Below are 24,825 nucleotides of genomic sequence, written 5' to 3' on the forward strand. Positions count from 1 at the left end.
GTGACTCCAGCAGACATCATCAAAAAAGTCCGTCGCCTTGAGATCCGAGCCCGTCACCTAGTGACGGAAGCGGTCACAGGTGCTTACTACAGCTCATTCAAGGGCCGTGGCATGGACTTTGAGGAGGTGCGCGAATATGCAATCGGCGACGACGTGCGCACGATCGACTGGAATGTCAGCGCCAAGATGGATCGTCCTTTCGTAAAAGTCTTCCGCGAAGAACGTGAGATGACCTTGATGCTGCTGATCGATTTAAGCGCTTCAGGCGTCTTCGGCTCCGTCGAACAAAGCAAACGCGAACGCGCTGCAGAAATCGCCAGTGTGCTCGCGTTTTCTGCCACGCAAAACAACGACAAAGTCGGCGTGCTCCTTTATACCGACGAGGTCGAACATTACATCCCACCGAAAAAAGGCCGCCGCCACATCCTTCGCGTCATTCGCGACATCTTGTTCTTCGAGCCCAAAGGTCGCCGCACTTCACACAAGGCGGCACTCGACTATCTCAATCGTGTGCAACGTCGTAAAACCGTCGTCTTCATGATCTCCGACTTCCTCGACGAGCCCACCGAACTCTTCGATACACTGGCACTCACCAATCAGCGCCATGATCTGATCAGCATTGCACTCAGTGACCCACGCGAAATCGAGCTCCCCGAAGTCGGCCTGATCACACTCGAAGATGCCGAGACCGGAGAAATGGTCGAGATCGACACTGGCAACAAAAACACGCGCCACCGCTACGCCACACTCGCCCGCAAGCGCCAACAAGACTTCAACTCCCACATGCGCAAGAAGGGACTCGACTGGATACAGGCCAGCTCCGACCAGCCCTACCTACCCGAATTACGTAAGCTTTTCGCACGTCGCGCCAGCAGACACTAGGAGAATTACGAATTAAGAATTAAGAATTAAGAAAAAAAACCAAGGACGGGCTGCTTTAGCTGCCCCACTCTCCACTCTCCACTCTCCACTCTCCCATGCCAGCACAAACACCACAGCTTCCCGATCTGCCGCCTGGCCCGTCGCTGGATCATGTGCGCGGTCCGATTGAGATCCCGCCCTTTGAGCCTTGGCAGCTCGGCGTCATGATCGCGCTCGGCCTCATCGCCTTGGGACTGCTAATTTGGGGCATCGTCCGATTCGTCCGTGCTCGCAAAAACCGAGCCGAACAACTGCAGCCACATACCACCGCATTCGCCGAGCTCAAGACTGCCGCCAAATGCACCGCTGGCGACGACGAGCGCTTCGCCGTCCTTTCATCGCTTGCGCTGCGTCGTTACTTTGAAACTGGCAAAGGCATCCCCACCCTCGGCCGCACGACACTCGAATTTTTAAAAGCACTCGATGGCCATGCACTGCTCAACACCGAAGCCCGTGCCTCGCTCGCGACCTTTTTAGAACACTGCGACCGCGTCAAGTTTGCCCAAGCCGCACTCACCGAAGACGAGCGCAACGCACTCACCGAGTCAGCCATCACACTCATTCGTCAATCCGAGCAAAGCGCTGACGCTCCTATACCGGAGGTCGCACAGCCATGAGCTTCTTTCAATTCCAGAACCCCGAGTGCTTTTTGCTACTCATCCTGCTACCAATCATCGCATGGTGGGCAGGGCGCATGGGACCAGAGGCAGCGATGCGCTTCTCCAGCACCTCACTAGTTAAAGCAGTCAGTCGTTCCCGTCGCAGTCTTCCAGGGCGCTTTTTATTCGGCCTACGTATTCTTGCCTTGGCCGCACTCATCACCGCACTGGCTCGCCCACAAATGGGCAAGATGAATGATACGACCGACGCCGACGGCATCGATATCGTCGTCACTCTCGACCTTTCTGGCTCCATGCGAGCGCTCGATCTTTCCACGCGTGAAAACGTCGTCACCCGCCTAGATGCAGCCAAGAAAGTGGTGCGCGACTTCATTGAGAAACGCCCCTACGATCGAATCGCACTCGTTGCCTTTGCTGAAGATGCCTACGTCGTCAGCCCGCTCACACTCAATCATGACTGGCTTAAGAAGAATCTCGACCGCCTCGAACTCGGCGAAATCGACGGCGGCGGCACCGCGATCGGCACCGCACTCGGAGCCAGCGTCAATCGCCTGCGCGATCACGAAGCCCGCAGTCATATCGTCATTCTCCTGACTGACGGCGAAAACAACTCTGGCACCATTTCACCCATCGGCGCGGCCGAAGCCGCTAAAAGTTACGGCGTCAAAGTTTACACCATTGCAACTGGACAAAAAGGCCGCGTGCCCATCCCGGAAATGACGCGCGACAACCGTGTGATGCGTGACAAAAAAGGCAGCCCGATCTATCGCGGACGAGCTGAAAATTCAAACTACGACGAAGCCGAACTACGCGAAATCGCAGAAATGACGGGCGGGCTCTTCTTCAAAGCGACCCAAGATGGCGACCTCGAACGTATTTATGATGAGATTAGCGAGCTCGAAACCACTACCATCGAGTTGCGCTCCTACGCCACCTTCACCGAGTATTTCATTTGGCCAGCAGCCCTCGGGCTCGCACTTCTGGCCTTAGAACAACTTTTGCGCAACACGCGCTACCGCCGCCTACCATGACCTTTGAGAATCATATTTGGCTCACCGTCACTCCGCTCATCGTCTTATTATTTGGGGGACTGTTCGTATTTGGCCTGCGCCGGCGCGAGGCACTACTCAGTCGTTTCGCCGCAGCGCGGCTACTCGATCAACTCACCGAAAAAGCCAGCCAGCAACGCACACTCCTTAAAGCAGGACTGATCCTCCTCGCCTTTGCGCTGATCGGCGTCTCCCTCGCTCGTCCACAATACGGTGTCGATTGGATCGAGCGCAAAGCGCGAGGCCTCGACATCGTCTTCGTCCTCGACAGTTCAAAAAGTATGCTGGCCACCGACCTGCGCCCGACCCGCTTAGATCGGGCGAAGCTGGCCATCATCGATCTAGTCAAACGCTTAGAGAGTGACCGCATCGGACTCGTCGTCTTTGCGGGCAATGCTTTTCTACAAACTCCCCCAACACTCGACTACTCGGCATTCCGTGAAAATCTAGATGCGATCGGGCATACCAGCCTCTCACGTGGCGGCAGTGACATCGGCCGAGCGATCCGCGAAGCCGCCAAGGCTTTCCCGAAGGACAACAACTTTAAGGTCGTCATCCTCCTCACCGACGGCGAAGACCAACAGCAGCAAGCCATCGAAACCGCCCGCGAAGTCGCCAAAGACGGCATCAAAGTCTATACCATCGGCATCGGCACACCCGAGGGGGAGTATCTGAAAATTCGCAACGCACAAGGCACCGAAGAATTCATCCGCGATTCCAGCGGTCAACCCGTGCGCAGTCAACTCGACGAAGGCACACTTCAAGAAATCGCACAACTCACCGGCGGTAGCTACAGCCGCTTGAGCGATCAATCCCTCAACACACTCTACAATTCGGTGCTCGCCACACTGCCTCGCGAAGAGCGCGAGTCTGAACTGCAGGAAGCACGCATCGAACGCTATCAATGGACGCTCGCGGTCGCCTGTGTGTTTCTTGTATTGGAAATCTTCATACGCCGACGCGGCAAAGCATCCATTCAACTCGCTCTAGCAATCGCCGCAGGCACCTGCTTGCTCCCCTCGCCCAGTAAAGCTCAAGACATCCCTGAAATACCCGAGTCCACTGAGCCACTCGAGTTACCACTTCCCGATGGCGAGGAAGCACCCGAGGCAATCATTCACGACCGCCCCACCGATCCACGCATCCTCTATAATCAAGCACACGAGCAGCTCACCGCAGGCAACTACGCCGATGCCACACGCCTCTACGAAGAAGCGATTGAGCTTAGCGAAGATGTCGAACTCGAACGCGATGCACTGTATAACATGGCACATTCCACCAATCAAATCGGAGACGCCGCCTTTCAAGCGCAAGACTTCGAAGCCGCCATCGAAACGTGGAAACAAGCCGAGGCACTCTTTAAATCCGCCAACGAGATCGACACCTCCGACAGCCGCAGCATCGAAGATGCCTCCTCCGTAGAAGCACGCCGCAAAGCGCTCGAAGAATTCCTGAAGCAACAAGAGCCACAGGATCAGGAAAACCAAGACCAACAAAACCAAGAAGAGAACGACGAGGAACAGGAGCAAGAAGAGTCTGAAGACCAATCTGAAGACGGCGACCAAAGCCAAGACTCCGAAGAACAAGGCGAAGACGAGCAGTCAGAAGAAAACGACGAGCAATCCGGCGACGAACAGTCTGGCGAGCAAGGCGAAGACTCTGATCAAGGAGAGGACGGCGAACAGCAATCCGATCAAGAAGGCTCCGAAGGCGAAGAAGCTGGCGAAGAAGAAAGCCAAGAATCTACTGGCAACCCTGCAGAAGACATGGAGGAACAAGCCCAGGAAGACGAGCAAGCCGGCAGCGAAGGCGAAGAATCTGCTGAGCTAGGCGAAGAAGACGGCCAAGCCCCGCAACCCATCGAAGGCCGAGAAGGTGAACAAGGCGAAGCGGCTGAAATGATGCTCGAAGGCATGAGCATCTCCGAAGCGCAAGACCTTCTCGACAGCCTCCGTAGCTCCGAACGACTACTCCCATTTTCCGAACCTTCCGAGGAAGCACGCCAATCAAACCGCCAAGGAGAGATCCGCGACTGGTAACGTCCACTTTTAGAGTCACATGCACCTACGTAACCTATTCTTAATATTCGCCATCTGCGCAAGCTCCGCGCTCAACGCAGAGATTCAAGTCAACGCACGCTTCGAACCGGCACGCATTGCAGCCGGCGGCACGTCCAGATACATCGTTGAAATCGTGGAATCCGACACCAGAGTGATGCCACAGACTGAACGTGTCACCTCGTTGCCAATCCCCCAAATTAACAACCTCACGATGCGCAATGGGCAAATCATGGCAGGGGCAAAAAATACACTAATTACCAACGGTGCGCGCGAGTATAGCAATTCACAGCAACTCATCATCGACACCACCTCGAAGATACCAGGCAGCTATACGATACCTGCATATATTTTCGAATACAAAGGCGGACGCCTGCAAGCCCCTGCTGCCACACTCACCGTCGTCGAGCGCTCAGCGAATGCCGCCCCCACCGTCGATGAGCTGATCTTTCTAAAAGCCGATGCACCACGGCAACTCTACGTTGGCCAAACCACACCGATCACGCTGAAACTCTACATTTCAAGCAACGTGCAGCTACGCGGGCTCAATGCCTTTGAACGCGATGCCGATGGATTCACCGTCAGCGACCTACCCGATGAATCATCGGAAAGTATCGAGATGCACAATGGCAGTCGCTACCGCGTCTATAGCTGGCCGCTCACGATCACGCCAATCAGTGCAGGCCCACAGGATCTTAATTTTCAATTCACACTATCCGCTCAAATGCCGGATCAGCGACAGTCACGCAACTCACCGTTTGGGGGTGGAATGTTTGACAGCTTCTTCGGACGCTCCGAGCGCTTCAACATCTACACCGAGCCGACTCAAATCGACGTGCGCACACTCCCAACGGAGGGCAAACCGAAAAGCTTCTCAGGCGCCATTGGCAACTTCAGCATGGTCGTCAGTGCTGATACCGATGCCACACGTGTCGACGAGCCGATCATGCTCTCTCTCAAACTCAGCGGCACTGGCAACTTCGATCGCATCAAAGGACCCGAGATGCCAAAGACTCGGGGCTGGCGTAACTATAAGCCCGAGGCCGATTTCGAAGCCAGCAACTCGCAACGGCTCAAAGGCCTGAAGCGTTTCGACTATGTCTTCATCCCGGAAAAGGAAGGCTCACTCAAACTGCCTGAGGTGCGCTTCTCATTCTTTGACCCAGAAGTCGAAAAATACGTGGAGCTCAGTAGCCCAGCGATCAGCGTCGAAGTCGCGCCCTCGCTCCGCCCAGCGCTGCCGACACCACCAACCACGACAAACGAGCAGGATATCAACGCACCCGAAGTCACACTCACCAAGCCACTCAACCCCGAAGAGCTACTACTCACACTCGACTACCGTCCAAGCACAGGACGCAATATTCAGAAGCACCTCTGCTCAAGCCCACTCTGCTACGGCCTCAACGCTGCTGGCCTACTCATACTCACCGGAGCAGGCATTTGGATCTACCGCAGAAAACGCCTACATCAAAACGCTGACTACGCACTCGCGTATGCAGCCAAACAAGCGCTCAAAGCGACACTCAAAGCATCTCAAAGTAGCGAAGGCGCAGAGTTCTACCGTAATGCGCAAGAAGCCGTTCGACTCGCCGCAACCGCTCGTATGAAACGCAACTTACGATCCGCCGACCTCGCCGAACTCGAAGCAGTCTTCCAGCAAATCAATCTATCAGACGACGTGATCGCACAGACACGCGCACTGTTCGAAGCCGCCGATGGTCACCGTTTCTCAGGCCAAAGCCAGAGCACAGACCTGCAAGGCGCCCGCACACAGCTCAACACTATTTTGAAAGCACTATGAGTTCCCTTCTTCGCATCGCACTCCTCTACATCGCCACCGCAGTCGTCGCGTTTGCAGCGACCAGTGACGCAACCGATCCCTTTCAATCCGGCATCGAAGCGTATCAAAATGGCCAATACAAAGTAGCCAAGACACAGTTCACCGCCGCGCTTGAAGTAAACGAAACCGCAGCGGCGCGCCACAACCTAGGACTCGCCTATTTCCAACTCGGCTCACCCGCCGAAGCGGTCTGGCAACTCGAACGCGCCCAACTCCTCGCCCCGTTCAACGCCGATTACCGATTCAAACTCGGCGCCGTTCGCCAAGAACTAGGCCTCTTCGCAGGCGCACCGAGTTGGACAATCCTCGCCAGCCAAGCACTGCCCACTCAGAGCTGGATCATCATTGCTTCCGTTTGCTTCTGGCTACTATTGGCAGCATGCATTTTACCGCGTTTAAGCGGCATGAAGCCGGGGCTCTGGACGAAGTCGCTCCGCGTCCTTACCATCCTCACACTCATGCTCTCACTGCCAGCGATCTGGTTGAATCTTCGCCTCCTGCAGTCAGGGACAATCATCACCGACGAAGCCGTCGGCCTGCACGCAGCCCCCGCCAGCGCCGCACCCGAAAGCGGATCCGCACGTCCCGGCGAACGCGCACGCATCCTCGATGAATACAACAATTTTTACGAAATCGAAACCGAAGGCCTAGCAACTGGTTGGATCTCGAAAGATGAATTCCGCCCATTGGCGGATTAACAGGCGAAAGGTTAAGATTAAATACTTAAACAGGGATCGGCATCAAGATACCGCCCCCTGCAGCTGAAACGATACTACAGTTTCAGCTTTCCGTTTTTCAGCATTTCAGCTTTCCAAACTACCCCAACCGCAGCGCTGGCTCGATGCTAATTGCATCATGACTCGTGCCTTCGGGATCAGCGAATGCGGCGAACGCAATCATCGCGGCGTTGTCGCCCGTGTGCTGAGGCTCGGCAATAAAGCATGGCATCCGGTAGCGCTTGGCGAGCCGTTGCATCGCGGCACGCAGCGCCTTGTTGTTCGAGACTCCGCCAGAAAGCCCGAGGCTCTTGTATGTGTCCGTTTCTAGAATATGCTTCGTCTTACCAAAGAGTTGGTCGATCACTGCGCTTTGATACGATGCGCAAATGTCAGGCATCGCGGCTTCAAGCTCGGCATCGTCCATTTTCTCGATGCGATAGCGCAGGCTGGTCTTGAGTCCGGAAAAGCTAAACCGACGCTCATTGCGCGGTGCGATCGATTTTGGAAAATCAAATGCCTTAGCGTTCCCGGTCGCAGCGATCTTTTCAACATGTGGCCCTCCGGGATAAGGTAGCCCAAGAAGCTTGGCGCCCTTGTCGAGCGCTTCGCCAGCAGCGTCGTCAACCGTCTCCGCGAGCACGGTAAGCTGCTTCGCCTTGTTAATTTCAAATAGGATCGTGTTGCCTCCGGAAACCACCAGACCGAGATGCGGTAGCAGGTCATCCAACGCATCGGCAAACCCAGAGGGGTCGGATTGATGCAGTGCAACGAAAGGCGAATACGCGTGACCGCGCAGGTGATTCACGCCGCAGAGCGGCAACTTCCACGCGAGCGCGAGGCTCTTAGCAAATGCGATTCCAAGCGCAAGGCAACCAGCGAGTCCTGGCCCCTGAGTGACGGCGATGCTGGTAATCTCTGACTGGCGCTCAACGATGTTAGTCGCTTCCAGCAGCGGGAAGAAATTCTTCAAATGCTCACGACTCGCGAGATCCGGCACGACGCCGCCATATTCTTTATGTAGGCTGATCTGACTGTGCACCCACTCGCCTTCGACTCCCTTTTCAGGATCGAACAGTGCGAGTGCGGACTCATCGCAAGAACTTTCAATGGCTAGAATCATGTTTGAAAAACTTCGAACATCGAACGCTCAACGTCGAACATCGAATTATATTAGAATACAGAAAATGTGATTAAGACATACTCAACGTTCGATGTTCGAAGTTGGATGTTCAACGTTCAAGGAGATCAGCGCATCGAGCATTTGCTGGGCGACGAGCCGTTGCGTATCTTCCACTGGCGCGAAACCGAATGCTTTGGTAAATGCCTCTGCACTCATATGACGCAGATGATGCGCCTGTAGTGTGAGCAAAATCGCTTCTTCCGCAGTTCGCTCGACGGTGACATTTGGATAGACACCGGTGCCGTTGATCGCTTCGCCATTCGGCAGCAAGTAGCGGGCACTCGTGAGCTTCAGTCCATCGCCATCGGGAAACGAATAGACGCTTTGCACGGAGCCTTTGCCGTAAGACTTTTCACCCACCAACAGCGCCCGCTCATGATCTCTCAAAGCACCGGATAGGATTTCGGAGGCGCTCGCGCTTTGACCATCGATCAAGACGATCAGCGGCTTTTGAAACTGATCAACCGAGGCCTTCGCATAAAAGACCTCTTCCTCTCCACGACGCGATTGCACGATCAGCACTTTTTGCCCTTCCTGCAAAAAAATCTCAGCCATCTTCACCGCAATATCAAGACGCCCTCCCGGATTGCCACGTAGGTCGAGAATCAACCCCTGCATGCCTTGCGCGTTGAGCGCGTGAATCGCGGAGGCCAATTCCAAATCGGTCTCGTCGATGAATTGCCGCACACGCATATAGCCTACAGTGTCGGTGGCCATCTCGATATCGACGACAGAATCCAGCGCGATCTCGCGTCGCTCCAATTCAAACGAATGCGCCTGCGCAGTGATTGCCCGCTCAATCGCTAGCGTTACCAGCGAGCCAGGCTCTCCACGAATACGGTCAATCACTTCACTTAAAGATTCCTCACGCGTATCGACCCCATCGACGCCGACAATGAAATCACCCGCCAAAATACCACCGGCAGCAGCACTGCCTTGCTCAAATACCTGCGAGATAATGATGCGGCTCGAAAATTGACCGATCTCGATACCGACGCCGACGTATTCTTGATTGGCCGCCATATTGAAATCCTCGTAATCGTCTGGCGTCATGTAGCGCGAATAGGAGTCGAGCGAACTGACTGCCGACCGCAGTGCAATATCCGTCAATTCTGGAAAATCGACCTCATCGGCATGCACAAACTCAGACTCCACGATCCGCAGCACTAAGCCATAGCGAGCGAGACTCTGCCAATAATCCAGTGACAACATCGCCCGCCAATCCGCCCGCGCCGCGAATTGCGAAGCGAGCACCGCCAATAAGGCAACGGGGATCACCCAGCGCAGCGTATATTTGTCCATGTAGCGCACTGTGGGCACCTCTCAGCCGCTTGTAAATATCTTCTCTCCCCCTCTGGCTTCAAAATCTTACTCTTACTCTGAGCCCTGATTAGGATTAAGAGTAAGATGATGATTAAGAATCGATGAAAGGCCTTCGGCACTTATTTCGCATTTAAACTCGACTCGCTGCCGCATGCTTCGTTGATCAAATACTATGAACGGGGCCGACAAAGAACTATGGAATCAACTCCAAACGAGCTGTGCCAACGGCGCGATCAGCTATCGCGACTATATTGACCTCGTCCTCTATGCGGATGACTGTGGCTACTATACGCGAGATCGTGGGCGTGTCGGCCGCAGCCCAGACCGCGATTTCTATACAGCTGAGAGTCTCGGCAAAATTTTTGCCCGACTCGTCACCACCGCCGCACACGACCTACTCGGCGCCGAGACAGCCGCGCGCTCGACTTTTATCGAGATCGCAGCCGAACCGGGCACAGAATTGCTGAGCCATGTGCCAGCGCATCCGTTCGCCGATAGTCGCGTGATTCGCCAAGGCGACCCGATCTACGCGGATGGCCCCGTCGTGATCTTTGCCAATGAGTGGCTGGATGCCCTGCCCTTTCACCGGCTGATCTTTAGCGAAGGACAATGGCGCGAACGCGGCGTGCGTCTCAATGGCGGGCACTTAGAAGAAGTATTCTTGGACGTGCTCACTCCAGAAGTCGCGGCGATCCGCGAGCGACTGCCAGAACAAGCGCTTGAAGGCTACGAGATAGATCTGCCGCTCGCAGCCGAGGCTGCAGTCGCCGACCTACTCGCCCAAGACTGGACGGGTATGTTGCTCTTCTTCGATTACGGCAAGACTTGGCAGGCTTTGTCCACGGACTGCCCCATGGGCACCGCACGCACCTTCCAGCAACACACCCAAGCGAACGATTTACTCGATCAGCCAGGAAAAAAAGACATCACCTGCGACGTCTGCTGGGATCCGCTCGCCGACTTATTGACCGAAAAAGGACTTAATTCCGTCACTCTTGAGACACAAGAATCCTTCCTAGTGCAACGCGCCCAACGCGCTGCAGAGGCGATCATCAGCGATACCGCGGGCGCTTTTAGCCCTGATCGTCAAACACTTATGGAGCTAATCCACCCCGCACACATGGGTCGCCGCTTTCAAGTGCTATGGGGACGACGAGCCAATTAACTTTTTTACAGAAAAAGGCTTGCTAGGTCGCCACAGACCCCTACTTTCCTGCCCTTCATAACTTTAATCGAGGAACACATCATGTCACGAATTTGCGCAATCACAGGTAAACGCCCCCATAAAGGTGGTATCATCATCCGTAAGGGTCTCACCAAGAAGAGTGGTGGTATCGGAACAAGTCTTGTTAAGAACACACGACGTCGCTTCTGCCCAAATGTTCAACGCATCCGCGTTAAGCTCCCTAGCGGTGAAGTAAAGCGCATGTGGGTCTCCGTTAAGGCGATCAAGGCAGGCCTCGTTACAAAGGCATAGTCCGAAGCAAAACGCTTACATTTTTTTTAAAAGCCTCGGTTAATCACCGAGGCTTTTTTGTGTCCAGATCGCCACAACGCCGCTAAATAGCTTGATTCCGCGCATATCTGACTGCTCACTTTCTTCAACTTATGGCATCTTCCATCATACGGCGACATTACCCCATTACGGACCTCACCTTCCGGGACTTTTGGGATATCTGTAGTCGGTTCCAGACGGTCAATCCCGAATACAAATATGTCTATTTTACGGTGGATGGCTTCGACTCGTTCCTAGTGCTCGATGAGCCCGACGTGTCAAAAGTCCTTAAAAAGCTGAAAGGCAAAGAGCGCCGCGTCCGTAAATACTCCGCGCGTTTCTACACCAGCCGCACACAACACGCCGAAGGCTACGGTGTCTCCGAGCTGCAATATCGCCCACACACCTACGAGCGCTACCTCCAAGGACTCAACTTTTACAGCGATTCGGTCAACAAGGTCGACTACTACCAGTTCGAAGAAGAGATCACCATCAACTATCCCTTCAACGAGAACACCGAACCCGAAGTCGAATTTGGCAAGCCCTGCGAAGTGCTTGCGCTCATCATCGACATTCGCGGCTTCAGCCTTTTCTGCGAAGCGCCCAGCATTGAATCGACCTACACCTGTGGCCTCATGTCTGCCTTTTACCACATGGTGAATCGCTCGCTGCAACGCTTCCCACCCGATATGACCAAATTCCTCGGCGACGGTGTGCTTGCCATCTGGGAAACCACTCCAGCTGACCGAGAAATTGCCGTCAACGTTGCCCTCGAAGCAGCACTGAGCCTACGCAACCAATGGAAAAAGCTGCAAGACAGCCCACACTTTAGTCACGGTGCTCCTAAAGCACTCGGCGCAGGCATCTGTTTCGGCCTAGCAGGGCATCTCGAAGTCGGCGACGACTACATCGGCCGCCCCATTAACATCGCCAGCCGCCTCTGCAGCGTCTGCCCGGGCGATCGCGTCTATGTCGACCGCTCCGTGCCCAACATCCCACTTCACCTTAAGAAGGAAGAACTCGTCGCGCATATTAAACCCTATGGACGCCACAACATCTGGGCCTTCATCAATAAAGACGCCTGAGGAACTTCGAACGTTCAACGTCGAACTTCGAACGTTGAATAAGTCTAGCACAGTGCACCTGACTCATTCGTTTACTATTCGAAATTAGACACTGAGCGTCCGCCGTCCCAAGTTCGACCTTCACCTTTAATCTTAAACATTCAACGTTCGAAGTTCGTCGTTCAACGTTCGACGTTCACTTCAGTTCAATGCCCACCCTCCTAAAGCCGACCTACACCGAAGACCTCCCGATCCATGCACGACGCGAGGAGATCATTCGCGCCATCAAGGAGAACCAGATCGTCGTCATCGCCGGTGAAACAGGCTCGGGTAAAACCACCCAAATCCCGAAATTCCTGATCGATGCCGGCCTCGGGCAACGCGGCCTAATCGGCTGCACCCAACCGCGCCGCGTCGCCGCCCTCTCCGTTGCGCAACGCATTGCCGAAGAGCTCGGCGTGCAATACGGGCACGAAGTCGGCGCCAAGATCCGCTTTACCGACCAGACCCGCAAAGATACGGCGATCAAGGTCATGACCGACGGCATCCTGCTCAATGAGATTCAGGACGACCCGATGCTGCGCGCCTACGACGCCATCATCATCGACGAAGCCCATGAGCGCAGCCTCAACATCGACTTCATCCTCGGCTGCCTACGCCAACTCGCCGATCAGCGCAAAGACCTCAAAATCGTCATTACCTCGGCCACCATCGATACCGAGAGCTTCTCCAAAGCCTTCGACGGCGCGCCCATCATCGAAGTCTCCGGCCGCATGTTTCCGGTCGACACGCACTACCGCCCCTTTGATGAGAACGAAGGCGACCTCACCTTCATCGAAGCCGCCTCCGAAACGATCAACGAGATCCTCTACGACAATCGCCAAGGCGACATCCTCGTCTTCCTCCCTGGTGAGCGCGATATCCACGAACTCCGCCGCGAACTCGAAGACAGCCCCGCCCGCACCTGCGACATTCTCTCACTCTACGGCCGCATGGCCAATGCCGACCAGCAGCGCATCTTCCACCCGCAAGGCCGACGCCGCGTCATTCTTTCGACCAATATTGCCGAGACCTCGCTCACCGTGCCTGGCATCCGCTACGTCGTCGACACTGGCCTCGCACGTATCAGCCGCTACAGCGCCACCTCCCGCACACAACGCCTACCAATCGAGCCCATCGCTCAATCCAGCGCTGATCAACGCAAAGGCCGCTGCGGCCGTGTCAGTAACGGTGTCTGCTACCGCCTCTACTCCGAGCAAGACTTCCTCGGACGCCCGCGTTTCACCACGCCGGAGATCCACCGCTCGAATCTCGCCTCCGTCATTCTCCGAATGCTGGCCTTCCGCCTAGGTGATATTCGTAGTTTCCCCTTCATTGATCCGCCGTCCGACACAGCCATCCGCGGCGGCTACCGACTCCTCGAAGAACTGGACGCCGTTTACAGCGACCACCGTAGCGACAACGAAGACGACTATCGCCTCACCAAGCTCGGTCTTCGACTCGCCAAGATCCCAGTCGACCCCACCGTCGCCCGCATGCTCCTTCAGGCGCACCAAGAAAATGTGCTCGAGGACGTGCTCGTCATCGCCTCCGGCCTCTCGATTCAAGACCCCCGCGAGCGCCCCGCCGAGCTAAAGAAAGAAGCCGACGAAATGCAAAAGCGCTTCGTTCACAAAGAGTCCGACTTCCTCACCATCCTCAACATTTGGAACGCCTACCACGACGAGATGGATCGCCTCACGCAGGCAAAGCTTCGCAAATTCTGCAAGCAGCACTTCGTCTCCTACCAACGCATGCGCGAATGGCGCGACGTGCACCATCAGCTAGAGAGGATTCTGAAGAACCTGAAGCTGCTTCCCTCTGGGAAGGGGGATGAACGTCGAACATCGAACGTCGAACGCTCAACTTCGAATAAGAAAGCGAAGCAGCCTCAGAACAAAAGCACTCAAAGTTCAAAGTTGGACGTTCGACGTTCGAAGTCCCCCCACTCTCCACTCCCAACTCCTCACTCCTCACTTGGCAGTGAAGCTGCCACCTACGCCGCAATCCACCGCTCCATTCTCTCCGGCTTACTCAGTAACATCGCGGTCAAAGAAGAGGAGCACAACTACCGCGGCCCGCGTAATCGCAAGGCACTCCTCTTTCCTGGCTCCGGACTCTTCGATCACGAAACCGCCAAGAAGCAACGTAAGGCCAGCTACGCCAAGAAAGCGAAGCCAAAGCCCGCCAAAACCACTGCCCCCGCATGGATCGTCTGCGGCGAATGGATGGAAACCAGCCGCCTCTTCGCCCGGACTGCCGCCAAGGTGCAAGTGCAATGGATCGAAGACATGGCCGGCGATCTGCTCAAACTCAAGCACTCCGAACCGTTCTGGAGCACCAAATCCGCTGCCGCGCTTTGCAAGCAACGCAAGGTGCTGTTCGGCCTAGAGATCGGCCGCAGTAATGTCAGCCTCAGTCGTATCGACCCCGAGCAATCGACCGACATCTTTGTCCGCAACGGCCTAATCGAGCTCGGCATTCGCGAGCGCCCGAAATTCATTGAGCACAACACCGAAGTCGCCGCGCGCGCCGAGTCCGAACTCGCCCGCCGCCGCCTAGGCTCTGGCTTCGCAGTCGAAGACCGGCTCTACGATTTCTATCGCCAACGCCTCGACGCCGTCGGCTCCTATGCCGAACTGCGCAGCTTCGCGAAACGTAAACACAAAGGCAGCCTCGATTTCCTCAACGCCTCCATCGACGACCTACTCCCAGAAGAGGAGCAACACGACACCACCGAAGCATTTCCGAAATCGCTCGCCATCGGCGGCAGCGAATTGCCGCTGCGCTATCGTCACGAACCCGGCGGTGAGGACGACGGCGTGACCCTGCACGTGCCACTCACACAGATCGGCGCGATTCAGCAAGGCACCCTCGACTGGGCAGTGCCTGGCCATTTAGAAGAAAAGATCGAGAGCCTACTACGCGGCCTGCCCAAGCAAATCCGCATACAGCTCCACCCGCTCAAAGAACGCGCCGCGCAACTCCGCCAACAGCTCAAGCCGTCCGCCCGTTCACTGCGCGATCAACTCGCCGACACCCTCCGCGAGCAATACCAGATCAACACTTATAAGGACGACTGGTCGAAGACCGAAATCCCCAGCTATCTGCAACCACGTATTCAAATTGAGAATACAAAAGGTGACATCCTCGCCGACGGCCGTGACCTCGACACACTGCGCGCCAGCCTCGAGAGCACAGCAAAGGAAGTCTCCACCGGCAGCGGCCTCGACGCCATCCCCGCGTGGCAAAAAGCCACAGCCCAATACGAACGCGAAAATTTAAATAGTTGGAGCTTCGGCGACCTACCACTGGAAATCGATCTCAGCGGCGACTCCGGCCTTCCGCTCAAAGCGTATCCAGCGCTCGTTAAAGAAGGCGAACGCGTGCACCTGCGCCTCTTGCCTGATGCCGCCGCCGCACTCGAAGCCACCCGTCACGGATGGCCCGCACTTGCCACCATCGTCATGGGCCGCGACATCGCATGGCTGCGCAACGATCTCAAAGATCTCAAGCAACTCGGTGCCCTACTGCTACCACTCGGCAACTTTGACAGCATCAAAGCCAGCGCATGGGGACACCTACAACGCCACCTATTCCGCTGCGGCGAATATTTGCCACTCAAAGAATCACGCTTCAAAAAAGGCCTCGCCCGCGCAGACGAAGAGCGTCGCGGCATCGTCACCCAACTCTGCGATCAATTACGCGCGCACCTAGACGCCCGCCAGGAAATCAACCTGCTACTAGAGAAAAAGAAGACCGCCAAAGCCTTAGTCTATCCAGGCATGCGCGCGCAGATGGAAAGCATCTCACCCGCAGATGTCTTGGAGCGCTACAGCTTCGCCGAGCTTCCTCACCTCACCCGCTTTTTAAAAGCCATGCGCCTACGCGCCGAGCGCGCCAAAGACAGCATCCAGCGCGACATCGAAAAGTCCAAACGCATCGCACCCTACGAAACCCGCAGCGCAGCACTCAGCAAACTAGCCAAGACCCCAGCCCAGCAAAACGAGTTCAAAGCGTATCGTATACTATTGGAAGAATTCAAGGTCTCGGTGTATGCCCAAGAACTAGGCACTGCCCAAAAGGCCTCCGAAAAGCGCCTAGACAAACTAGCCGACGACCTCGAACGGAAATTGAAGTAAGAAGTGATACAGGCATTGCTTCGCCATCTCCGGCAGACCTACGTCCTGCCAGTCTTCTTTTTTCCGCGAAGCCAGATGCCACAATAAGATAAGCAACTCATCCAAAGACCTGCCGTCGCAGTCCTTGAATCACAGCGAGATCGCCCCAACCCGAACCACGCACTTGATTGACTTTAGGAGGGTGCCGACGCTCACGCTCCATTTGCCAAGCAGCCGTAAAGCCACGCACAAACTCAGCAGAGCCCAAGATCGCCCCATCGGTAAAATACCGCACACGGCACCGCAGCATTACAGCTTTCGGCAACTGCCCGTCCGCCTCCAACACTTTTAAGGCCTGCTCACGCGTCAGCTCTGACAAGCCTGCCTCTGACGCGCGCTTACCAAAGATCAACGAACGATGGGCCCTCAGGGCTGAATCAATCCGTTTTGCACCAGAATTCGACCAAATCGCGACCAAGCCCTGCTTTGCCGCGCCCCCACCAGAAACTGCTTCTGCGTAGCCACAAAACCGGTAATCCTTAGGGTCTTCGACCAATCCAGCCCGCACAGGGTTCAAATCAATATAAGCCGCCATCGTTTGCAGCGGATTCCCATGTCCCTCGACAAGCACCGACTTAAAGCGATCCGCCCACAGTGTGCCATAGCGACCATGGTTGCGGTTATACCAAACCGAGAAGCGCTGTTTCACGGTTTTCATATACTCAGAAACATCTCCCATCCGAGCTCGGAGCTTATTCCGAATATCATCCGCCTCTTCACCGCTCGCTTCAAGTTGAGCCTCAAGCACCTTCGTCGAGGCAGATTGAAACTTAGTCGGCTTAGGATACATCACCTTATAGCGCCGCATCAGCTCAGTATCTGACAAATCCCCCTGCACCGGAATACGCAGTAACACATGAAAGTGGTTCGACAAAATACAATAGGTTAAAACCTCAGCACCGCAGAACTCAGCCACTTGCCAAAGCATCTTACGCAGCACCTCCTTCGAGCGATCATCAAACAAAAACTCACCATTTACCGTGCGAGTCATGCAGTGATACACCGCAGATGTCCCACTCACCTTTGTCCGCCGCAATCTCATACAAGACAACAAAACCAACAAACACAAAAAGTCCAATCGATCTATCAACTATAGCCTGACACTTAATTTCTTATGACACTTAATTTCTTAATTTCATTCTATGGGAAGACAATGAAGTCTATAACGAGGGTGTGGCAGGCAACCACAACCGCACATTGGCAGGCGGCATTGTCGGGCAATATACTGGCTCAGCTCATATTAGCAGCACAACGATCGCGTCGCTATATGATATCGGTTATGCTGTTAGGTTTTATGCACTCGGTCCATGAGAAGGGGGAACCTAATCAATGACTAAAAACAATTATTCGATCGCCCTAACAGTATTGAAATGAACCCTGGTAAAAGCACCATCGCGATCCATCACAGTCAGATTGGTGGGAACATTGAGCTTACCAATCCTTCTATAGTCAGAATAACGATAATGACTATAGCTACCATCAATAAAGCGATCCTCACGTCTAATGAGCGCTAGATCTGAACGACGAATTTTTAACTGTGTCTCTATCCCAGAATCAGTTGAGCGAAGAGCTACCACCATGACCTCAACCCCCAGATCTAGTCCAGGCGAACAATGGATGAACTCTGTTGAGGAGCCAACATGACACGCAAGTAGTTTATCTTCCATCGCTCGAACAAACTCACGAACTCGAGAAATCTCCATCATAACATCATCCCCACCGTGCTCTAGCTCTCCTCCTTTAAACACAAATCGACCAGAATCATTGGCCTCCAAAAGGCCAAACGTAGCATTACTACAAAAATCAGCAACGCCCGAAAAGACATACACACCAAACTCATCCGAGTAGACTCCCTCCAACTCTAACTGGGTCGACAGGAGAAGCTCCGCCCCCCCATTCTCCCTTATATATCCAGTTAAAAACTCATCCCTCACTTTAGCGGAATCTTCCCCCCGATCAACAGTATCAGCTTCGCCCACACTAGCTTCCGAATCCACATAAAATCCAATCGCCACACAGATACCGAAAACACAAATCCCCAAAAAAACTACAACCGGCATCACGAAATACCAAAAAGCACCAAAACGCCGACGCAACACACTTTCAGACTGATCCTGACCATAATGAAACTCACGAAGCGGACACTGTCGAGCACTCGAATCTACCTTCACTCTATTTTGAATTTTACCTTTCATAAAAAAAGCGATCCAAGATCAGCATTACGAACTAGGATGAGCAATGAGACTAAGGTGACACGACACCTTAGTCACTCGCGACATACACTAATTAACAATACTATTGTTAATTATTAGCAGAACCATTCCAAGCGCTAAAAAGCGTTAATTTCCCAAAAGATTAGTCAACATATCTTTAAAAGGTCACACCGTGAACTTAATCGATTGGCCAGCAAAAACAATAAGAGTAAACGCAACAAATACAATGATCAGATTTATGCCACTGGAGCTAGAATCGTTGCAAAGTGGAATTAGCTCGCCTCTAAATTCTAGAGGCGGGAATCATATTTCACGCAGTTTACTTGCACACCGCTATAAAAGCCGGCTTCGGAAGGGGGACACCTTCAAAAGCGCCGAGAATACTGTCGCCACTTTGAATAAATGCCCTGTGGCGAGCCATTATACTTATTCGGGCGATCAAGTTGCTGTTCACCTCTTGCAATCAACAACGCAAAGAGTCTCGGTAAGACATTACCACTAAAAAATAGGACTTAGGAGGGAGTAGTTAGAAGTCAGCGGCTGACAATCAGTGTTTTATCGAACAGGCGAATTAAAGCATACACGCTATTGGATAAAGCAGTAGAACCGATGGCGCGGAAGTAATTATGGCGCACTTACTCAAGTCTCCAAAGCCACAGCAACGAGAGATCTACAAACACTCGCCAAAAGATGAGTTGAACGCGTTGGGCGCCGAAGCTCTTCGCTACAAAGTCATCCCGCCTACGGCAGATACCAATAGCCAAAGAGGTCTTCCTCGTTGCGAGGGCCGCGTTGCTTGAGCGATTCACTAGGCATCCAGCCGTCTTCCATTAACATGCCGAGCACAAAGATCGTTGAACTATTCGTCTCGTGAATCGTGAATTCGTTTTGTGCGACGTTCAGTGACGGATGCGCAGACCAACGACGGAATACTGGATAATCATCGGGCATTTGGTAGAAAGTCGCAAAGTCTGCTGCATCGTTGCTATTGAAGAGCGGCTTACCATCACCGTCTTTACCAATAGGGTAGCTCCACACACGACTCCTTAGCTCGGGGTAAACATGCGATGACGTATTGCCATAAATCGTGATCCCAGGATACGGATCTAGAATACCATCATCCATACTACTTTCATGCTGAATCGCACACGGATAGGCCAGCCCGATACCAGTCGTCCAGCTCATTCCCATGGGGTTGGCGCCGAACATGTAAGCGAGGTTTAATTCGGCAGACCGGACAAGGTCATCATTCGGTGCGATCTGATTACCGATCATGATGACCTTCGCCCGATTGGTCATATCGCTGGCGCCCCAGCTCATCCAATAATCCTGCTGACGCGGCCAAGACATCTGATACGGCATACTATCATTTAAGACGGCATAATTAGTAGCCGCACCCACCAGGCCCGAGGCGACTTGTGTCTGCGTGGCAATGGACACGTAGCTGGTTTGCTGAGTCACCTGCGGATTGTAAGCGAGATCGAAATAGAGCCATGGCGAAAAATCACGCTCCGTGTAAGGCCAAACATAAGGCGCTGGAGAATTGGCATACAGCGCATCCACACCATCTAGATAATTGAGATCTTCAGTTAACAAGTAGAGTTGCACACGTGCCATCAGCTCGAACTTATCATTATAATCTGCGGCCTCGGTAAAAGTTAAAGTATAGGCATTGCCCGCGCCCCGATTAGCGGCGGCGTCAATAGTCAGATCGAACAGACTGTTCTGCGGATCGACTCCAAAGGCATAAGCCGAGAGCGAGGAAGTCGCGTAAGTTTGCGCAAGAGCGGCATCAAAGGGCTCCAAGGCTCGCGACAGCTCCGCCGCAGCCGCGGCGTAGATCAAGCTGGACCAGCGCGTGCGTTGCGCAAAACTCCACTGATACGTATCATCATCGATGGTCGGATGTGTCGAGGTTTCCACCATCCCAGAAACTCCGCCATCTGCATGTTGACTATGCTTCCAAATCCGCAGGCCATACTCCACTTCATCGAGTAGGTCGGGTATGCCATTGCCCGACTCTGGAATATTCAATTGACCGTCCGTGTATTTCTGCGGTGCGAATTCGTAGAGTTTTAAAAGATCGAAGATCAAATTATAGTGATACAGGTTTCGATCATAGTCAGCCGCATCATACCAACCGCCATCCACGACAGTCGTGCTGACATCCGTCACCGTTGTCGCGCCAATGATATCGAAACGAGGCCAGACGACTAGCTCCTGAGTGCTATCTTGAAGCACCTTTGTCGCGTCTGCCCAGTAAGGGAGCATTTGCGATTCATAGATAGGCTCAGTGTGATGACGAGGACGCGTCCAAGCCGTATATTGCTTTTCGAGTGCAAAGGATGCCCGCTGATGATATAGCCCACGCATTGCGGTATAAAATGCCTCACCATAAATATCTTCATTCACTCGAAAAGGCCACGAGCGCCCCACTCCAGGAACGCGAATGTAGTAGGTTCCAGCGGTATTGAGCCCAGTCAGATCGAGTTGGTAAAGCGTCTCTCCATTCATCCAAGGACGAACCGAGACATCGTTGGCATCCTTTGGATCCATCCGCGATGCATCTTCACGCAGTGTGATTTTACCATCCGCCACACTCCCCTGATAAACGACAGCACCTGAATTGGCATCGACGACATCGAAACTTACAAGTTGATCGAGTGGTAGAGCACCAAACTCCTGCAAGTAGGCACCCACATAAGCAAAACTAGAAGACCTTCCGGGCTGATAACCGATTTGGTTGATCTTGATACTGCGTGCAACAGTCGCATCGTCATCGTATAGGAAGCTGACGTATTTACCATCATCCAGTGTAATCGTATAGGACTTCCCATCCTGCATCGCTACCGGCATTTCAATATAAGCATAGATACCATAGCGCACGGCATCGTAGCCTGGAGCCACACCATGGTCGTTCGAAATAAGTGCGGTAGTCACACGGATCGGCTCCAAGGTGGGCGCGTAATCTGGATCGTCCACACTCGACACCGTATAGAAATCGGGATTTCGCATCAGCGGCTCACTCGTATTTTGCCGAGCGGCCACCAAATGATCCCAGCGCATCTGCTCTAGCTTCGCACGATGCACCCAAGCATCGGTTTCATGGTTTCGCTCAATCGCATCTTCCACATCCGCAATCGATTCGGAGTATTCCCCACTGGTCAACAGATCCATCTGACTAACAAAATCATCGAACGGATCAACCACTACAATGACCCACTGATTCGAGAGCACCAGCAACTGCTCCACTCCACTGCATAAAGGACGCTCAATCGGGGCATTTCCCTCTAACTCTTCCAGCCACGCCTCAGAGGTATACGGAATCAGCGGTTCACCCTCATTGCCACCAGAATCAACAGGAGGCACCCAGCTCTCCTTAAACACCCTCACATCGGCGACATCGATCGTATGATTGGCAAGGTCTGAGCCAAAATACAAATATTCAAGTGACTCAAGCGAACAGCCATTCGCCATCAGATCAGCTATGGGCACCACTGCCTCTCGCCACTCGGTATCAAGCACCCCTCCCTCGATGTAATTGGCAATCGGAAGCGAAGCACTGCCTCCCATATGCCAACCATAGACTGAAAAGTGATGTGTAGTTCCGACGACCGAGGCACGCACTTTGAAACGAATCTCATCCGCCCCTAAAAGGTCCGCGCGCCAAGCATCCCCTTGCAGTTCAATACCAGGCGCATGCCATGGGTCAGGGGACCCCTCAAAATACCAGCCGCTCTCCTGAGTCGTATCGGCGACAGGGACACCGTATTTAAAATTAGTCGGATCATTTTCACCGACTCGCGACCCGCTCCACAAGATTTCACCAATCAGAGCATTCGAATCGTCAGACGGTTGAGACTCCACAGTCACAGCCCAAACTTCATCAATATCGAAAATATGCTCAGACGGAGCAGAACCAAAATACAAGGTTTCAACTGCTTCCAGCGAACAGCCATTGGCCATCAAATCCGCGACAGGTATCACAGCTTCGCGCCACTGCGCATCTAATATCCCTCCCTCTACATAATTGGCGATCGAAAGCGAAGCACTGCCTCCCATATGCCAACCATAGACTGAAAAATCATGCGAAGCGTTCGTAACCGAACTGCGCACCAGGAAATGAATTTCATCAAACCCCGAAAGGTCCGCCCGCCACACATCGCCCTGCAGCTTGATCCCAGGGCTATGCCAGGGGTCAGGAGTGCCCTGAAAATACCAACCGACCTCCGGCGCTTCAGCCGAAACTGCTGCACCATAAACCAAGTTTGCGGAATCGCTCTCACCTGAGCGTTCCCCATTCCACAAAAGAAGTTCGTCCGCGCTCACGTAAGAAGAGAAAAAGCCCCCCAGCGCAGTCAATAACAAGACAGCGTAAAGGAGTCGAACAATCGGTATGTATGTCTTCATCATTCACCTCGGGGGAAGTTAATTATAACTATAGTCCATAATCTGCAATTACGATCTCAATATAGATAAACCTAAAAAGATGAGTTGAACCACGAAGAGACACAAATCAGAATTCATAAACACCTCATATACTGCGCATTAGATCTCAAACCTATCAAAAAAAACAAGGCGAGCGCAATGGCTGGTAGGTGCAAGGCTTCATCGAAGGAGTCGATGGCGCAGAGGGCTGGCAATACATCAATCTACATGAGATGTCAGATGCTCCAAGTATGGGTGAAGATCGCCCTGAAATCTTAACTTATTTAGAACGTGTCGGTGATGGCAGCGAATTTCGCAACAACACAGAGATGCTCGAACTCTGGTTCAATGAAGACGGCACAGTCAATGAGGCAAAAGTCCTCGCAGCGGAAAACGCGCACGTGCTCATCACGCCGAGTCGGGCGCGCGCCCTCAAGCTGAACAAGGCCTACCGTGCCATTGTGTTGGAGCAAGATTACATCTACGGTCGCGATGCAACCTGGACACCACCTCAAAACATACACCCTGAAATCAATAACGAGGCAGCACAAACACTCCCCGAGCAATTCACCTATCCTTACGACATTCGCTTGAACTGGCAGCAGTGAGTGCCCCAGCCCCTGCTGCCCGTAATTTCAATGTGCTGTAGATGAATTGATTGGCTGGAGTCGGGACTCCCAATGTTTTGCCTAGACGGACGACTGTCCCATGCATGGCATCCAGTTCCAAGGGGCGACCGCGTTCTAAGTCCTGTAGCATTGAGGCCTTTGCTACGGCGGGATATGAGTCAATCTTAGCCATTAACTGAGCCTGCGTATCGGCAGGCAACGTGATACCAGAATCCTTGGCCAGCACTGCGACTTCGCCCATGCACTCAAAATACAGGGCACGCGTGTCGGGATCCTCACGCGTCTCGCCAAAGCCTTGCCCCGCTACGGATTGCACGCCCATCGTGCCGATCGTCAGTATAAACTTCATCCACAAAGCGACGCGTATATCGGTATGATGCTCAACAGCAATGCCTGCCGCATGCAGCACGGCATAGGCCGTAGCCGCCGCGTCTGTATCGTTCGCATTGAGCGCTCCCAGCAGGATCGGCTTTTCCTCCCCTTGCTGGCGCACGACTCCGGGCGCACTCACAGTCGCGGGTAAATAGGTTAAACCGCCGAGTATCCCCTTCGCCTCTGTTAAGGCACTCAAGCGCTCAGCACTATCAATGCCATTTTGCAGAGGCAGCACAATCGTCTCGGGGCCTTTGAGCGCACGCAAAGTCGAGCCAAGCGAGTCGAGATGATAACTCTTGGTGGCGACAATCACTAGATCCACGACACCGACCGTGGACGCATCGTCGGTCGCATGTATCTCCGTCACAGATAGCGTTGAATCATCGCGCTGCACCGTGAGTCCACGTTCCTGGATCGCCTCCAGTGTCGCTCCACGGGCAATCAAATGCACGGTATTTCCAGCCAATGCCAACTTCGCACCGTAATAGCCGCCGAGTGCCCCCACTCCGATGATTCCAATTTTCATAATGACTAAATCGAAGCACGCTATTTTACAAATCAGATGTGCCTGCTATCGTTTTTAATAATCTCTCAGTGATTGTTGTCAATTCGCACAAGGCAATCAGCACTTGTATTACCGCCGTTGGCGTTTCGAGATCACCTTCGCGAGACTTAGCGAGAAAATTCAT

At 53.7% G+C, this 24,825-nt stretch carries 17 protein-coding genes; 11 read left to right on the plus strand and 6 right to left on the minus strand.

Going from position 1 to position 24,825, the window contains the following annotated elements:
• The 6 genes from GZZ87_RS00365 to GZZ87_RS00390 all read left to right on the plus strand — a co-directional run bounded on the left by GZZ87_RS00365 (position 1) and on the right by GZZ87_RS00390 (position 7,188).
• The gene (locus GZZ87_RS00365; protein WP_162027011.1) at positions 1-882 is read left to right on the plus strand and encodes a DUF58 domain-containing protein; all 882 of its coding nucleotides are present in this window, start codon (positions 1-3) and stop codon (positions 880-882) included.
• A 95-nt stretch (positions 883-977) separates the two neighbouring features.
• Positions 978-1,538 carry a hypothetical protein gene (locus GZZ87_RS00370; RefSeq protein WP_162027012.1) on the plus strand — a complete coding sequence of 187 codons (561 nt, stop codon included), beginning with the start codon at positions 978-980 and terminating at the stop codon, positions 1,536-1,538.
• Positions 1,535-2,572 (plus strand): VWA domain-containing protein, encoded by a 1,038-nt coding sequence (locus tag GZZ87_RS00375; RefSeq protein ID WP_162027013.1) that lies wholly within the window; start codon positions 1,535-1,537, stop codon positions 2,570-2,572. Before GZZ87_RS00370 ends, GZZ87_RS00375 begins: the two co-directional genes overlap by 4 nt.
• On the plus strand, positions 2,569-4,629 hold the full coding sequence (locus GZZ87_RS00380) for a VWA domain-containing protein (protein WP_162027014.1): 2,061 nt from the start codon (positions 2,569-2,571) through the stop codon (positions 4,627-4,629). Before GZZ87_RS00375 ends, GZZ87_RS00380 begins: the two co-directional genes overlap by 4 nt.
• A gap of 19 nt (positions 4,630-4,648) precedes the next feature.
• Positions 4,649-6,451, plus strand: a complete 1,803-nt coding sequence (locus GZZ87_RS00385) for a BatD family protein (protein WP_162027015.1) — start codon at positions 4,649-4,651, stop codon at positions 6,449-6,451.
• Positions 6,448-7,188, plus strand: a complete 741-nt coding sequence (locus GZZ87_RS00390) for a tetratricopeptide repeat protein (protein WP_162027016.1) — start codon at positions 6,448-6,450, stop codon at positions 7,186-7,188. The genes GZZ87_RS00385 and GZZ87_RS00390 overlap by 4 nt, the downstream gene beginning before the upstream one ends.
• A gap of 118 nt (positions 7,189-7,306) precedes the next feature.
• On the opposite strand, the gene tsaD is transcribed toward GZZ87_RS00390, so the two are convergent.
• On the minus strand, positions 7,307-8,329 hold the full coding sequence (gene tsaD, locus GZZ87_RS00395) for a tRNA (adenosine(37)-N6)-threonylcarbamoyltransferase complex transferase subunit TsaD (protein WP_162027017.1): 1,023 nt from the start codon (positions 8,327-8,329) through the stop codon (positions 7,307-7,309).
• Between the two features lie 81 nt (positions 8,330-8,410).
• On the minus strand, positions 8,411-9,709 hold the full coding sequence (locus GZZ87_RS00400) for a S41 family peptidase (protein WP_162027018.1): 1,299 nt from the start codon (positions 9,707-9,709) through the stop codon (positions 8,411-8,413).
• 175 nt (positions 9,710-9,884) lie between these two features.
• Between GZZ87_RS00400 and GZZ87_RS00405 the strand changes: the two genes are divergently transcribed.
• The 4 genes from GZZ87_RS00405 to hrpA all read left to right on the plus strand — a co-directional run bounded on the left by GZZ87_RS00405 (position 9,885) and on the right by hrpA (position 16,452).
• The gene (locus tag GZZ87_RS00405) at positions 9,885-10,877 is read left to right on the plus strand and encodes an SAM-dependent methyltransferase (RefSeq protein WP_162027019.1); all 993 of its coding nucleotides are present in this window, start codon (positions 9,885-9,887) and stop codon (positions 10,875-10,877) included.
• Between the two features lie 81 nt (positions 10,878-10,958).
• Complete coding sequence (gene rpmB / locus GZZ87_RS00410) at positions 10,959-11,189, plus strand: 50S ribosomal protein L28 (RefSeq protein WP_162027020.1); 231 nt, start codon at positions 10,959-10,961, stop codon at positions 11,187-11,189.
• Between the two features lie 131 nt (positions 11,190-11,320).
• Positions 11,321-12,292 carry an adenylate/guanylate cyclase domain-containing protein gene (locus GZZ87_RS00415; RefSeq protein ID WP_162027021.1) on the plus strand — a complete coding sequence of 324 codons (972 nt, stop codon included), beginning with the start codon at positions 11,321-11,323 and terminating at the stop codon, positions 12,290-12,292.
• A gap of 188 nt (positions 12,293-12,480) precedes the next feature.
• Positions 12,481-16,452, plus strand: a complete 3,972-nt coding sequence (hrpA, locus tag GZZ87_RS00420; protein WP_162027022.1) for an ATP-dependent RNA helicase HrpA — start codon at positions 12,481-12,483, stop codon at positions 16,450-16,452.
• 97 nt (positions 16,453-16,549) lie between these two features.
• Here the strand turns inward: hrpA and GZZ87_RS00425 are convergent, their stop codons facing one another.
• The 3 genes from GZZ87_RS00425 to GZZ87_RS00435 form a co-directional block, all read right to left on the minus strand.
• Positions 16,550-17,512 (minus strand): transposase, encoded by a 963-nt coding sequence (locus tag GZZ87_RS00425; protein WP_244652049.1) that lies wholly within the window; start codon positions 17,510-17,512, stop codon positions 16,550-16,552.
• A gap of 322 nt (positions 17,513-17,834) precedes the next feature.
• Entirely contained in the window at positions 17,835-18,686 is an 852-nt protein-coding gene (locus tag GZZ87_RS00430) for a hypothetical protein (protein WP_162027024.1), read from the minus strand.
• A gap of 759 nt (positions 18,687-19,445) precedes the next feature.
• Complete coding sequence (locus tag GZZ87_RS00435) at positions 19,446-23,117, minus strand: glycoside hydrolase family 9 protein (RefSeq protein ID WP_162027025.1); 3,672 nt, start codon at positions 23,115-23,117, stop codon at positions 19,446-19,448.
• 185 nt (positions 23,118-23,302) lie between these two features.
• Between GZZ87_RS00435 and GZZ87_RS00440 the strand changes: the two genes are divergently transcribed.
• Positions 23,303-23,740, plus strand: a complete 438-nt coding sequence (locus tag GZZ87_RS00440) for a hypothetical protein (protein ID WP_162027026.1) — start codon at positions 23,303-23,305, stop codon at positions 23,738-23,740.
• Here the strand turns inward: GZZ87_RS00440 and GZZ87_RS00445 are convergent.
• Entirely contained in the window at positions 23,700-24,662 is a 963-nt protein-coding gene (locus GZZ87_RS00445; protein ID WP_162027027.1) for a 2-dehydropantoate 2-reductase, read from the minus strand. The two genes, GZZ87_RS00440 and GZZ87_RS00445, sit on opposite strands and share 41 nt — an antisense overlap.
• Positions 24,663-24,825: the final 163 nt, after the last annotated feature.

The organism is Lentimonas sp. CC4, from assembly GCF_902728235.1.
Classification (GTDB): Bacteria; Verrucomicrobiota; Verrucomicrobiia; order Opitutales; family Coraliomargaritaceae; genus Lentimonas.